Genomic DNA, 2,145 nt, shown 5'->3' with positions numbered 1-2,145 from the left:
TTACCGTTGATATGAAAAATCCTTCTCAATGGTTAGTACGCATTGGTGGACGTTTGACAAAAACCATTTCCACTGAAAACAACCGTCCGATGTCTTTCTATGGAAAAGTAAACTTGATCAAAACCTTTGGTGATGATAGTACCATTCATATTGGCAGAGATTTTGACCTTGATCCTATGGGACCTGCAATTGAAGGCGGCGTTGGCATCAATGCACAACTCTCCCACAATTTCTCGCTTCATGGTGATGTAAGCTATCAACAAAAGCTTCAGAAAACTGGTATAAGTGGTGCAAGCTTTTCAGGTGGTATACGCTATCAGTTTTAAGGAAAGGAAATTCTTCTCGGAACCTCTTATTTTAAGCAGAGCAGCCTGTGCCCTACATGAGAAGGAAAGCACATGTACAAGCGTATGAGACTGAAAAAAGTGTAAAAGCGAGCGTTGCTTTCCCGTTCGTTTGCACAGAAAGGCTGCACAACTCTGTATTGTGCAGCTTTTTTAATTTTCTATAATATTATGTAGCCCTTTTGTTGATATTACCTCTTGTAAATAAACCCTGCTTTTCTTTTCTGCTAAAGTCCTTTTTATTCCTTAAAGAAACCTCTTTTTTCTTCATGCAGTAGATGTACTAGCTTTTCTTTAAAGGAATTCCCTTCACCTCTTTACGGCAGAAGATCTGCTGCAAAATACCTTTTTGCGCAGAAAATCCAATCAGGCATAACAAACATAACACAATGCTTTGTACTCAATTTATCTAAAATGCTCAGGAAATCATAAAGAAGAGCTAAAGCTTTATCAATCATCATAAGTATTATTTAAGTATATACATAAATATATTTTAGATATACAGAAAACAAATATTAAATTCATTATGTGATTGAAATTATAATAGTTTATATTTAATAATTTGTTTTATAAATTATAAATTACATAGTTATTTACAAAATAAAAAACCATTTAATAAAAATTTATTATAGAATACAAGTAAATAATAAATTTAATATATAAATGTAAAAATAAATAAAGTATAAAATTATATTATATTTTATTATTAAATAATATTTTTTATTTAATAATAAAATTATATAAATACTTTATATAAAAGTTAAAATAATATAACCTCCCGATGAAAATTGTGTGTTCTTTATCCTTTTTATAAGCGGGGAGAGAATATGCGGAGGCTTATAAGTTAAGGAAAATCTTCATGTCTAAAAAATTTTTACTATCCTGTACAGCTGTTGCGACAATCGCGCTGTTTAGTGCTCATACTAATGTAAAAGCCGAAAAAATCTTAATGAATTTTCATGGAATAACTGAGGAAGCATCCAACTTCACTGTTGGCGGTATAATAGTGATAAAAGGTAGTGGAATAATTGGAAAAAATTTAGCAATAATTCACGACAGCAAAAACATGGAGGACGACTGGTTGAGCACTGTACGCATTATCGAACCTAATAGCTTTCTTGACTTATCAGAATCAACGATTAAGGCTAAAGAAATCGGTGTGATGGCAACAGACGGTGGTATAATAAAAATGAATGCAGTAGGTATTATTGCTCCTACAGTAGGCTTATTTCTCGAAGATAGCAAAAGTGATAAAAACAAGCTGAAAAATGTGACAATAACGAGCAGTAAAGATGACTTAATGGAAAAAGGAATAGCTCTTTATAAGGAAAGTAAAGTCATCTTGGAAAACGTAACAGTTACTCAAGCAAAAGTGGGTATAGAAGCGTTGGATAATTCTCAAACAACGGTATCAGGAGGATACTTTAATGCAAAAGAGCATGGAATATACGCTGGTACAGGCTCTACAATTACTTTAAAGAACAATGTTACAGTGTCCTCTGATGAATATGGCCTCAATGCAAATGGTGCACAATCCAAAATCACGATGATTGGGGGAACTGTAACTGGGAAAAAAAATGCATTAGTTGCAGCAAATAGTGGATATATTGATGGCATAGATACCACTCTAATGGCAGATGGCAATGGAAAAGGTGCATGGGCTAACGGCCCCAACAGTACAATTGAATTGCATGGCAATACAACAATTAAAGAAGCTGCAATCGGACTTGAGGCAAAAGACAATGGTATCATCCAAATGACAGGAGGATCTATCACTGTTTCCGAGACAGGGGCTTCTTTT

Annotated in this window: 2 protein-coding genes; both read left to right on the top strand. The window is 33.6% G+C overall.

The window, feature by feature from the left end; all coding sequences use genetic code 11:
* Positions 1 to 326 (top strand): autotransporter outer membrane beta-barrel domain-containing protein (locus tag ACFIJW_RS07985; RefSeq protein ID WP_375633881.1); only part of this gene is annotated, 326 nt, incomplete at its 5' end.
* Between the two features lie 877 nt (positions 327 to 1,203).
* Positions 1,204 to 2,145, top strand: a 942-nt coding sequence (locus ACFIJW_RS07980) for a right-handed parallel beta-helix repeat-containing protein (protein WP_375633879.1), incomplete at its 3' end; no start/stop codon positions are given.

Source organism: Bartonella sp. MM97QHHN (assembly GCF_042194285.1).
Taxonomy (GTDB): Bacteria; Pseudomonadota; Alphaproteobacteria; order Rhizobiales; family Rhizobiaceae; genus Bartonella.
Note: the sequence above shows the minus strand (reverse complement) of the source record. Positions and strands in the feature narration are given on the sequence as shown.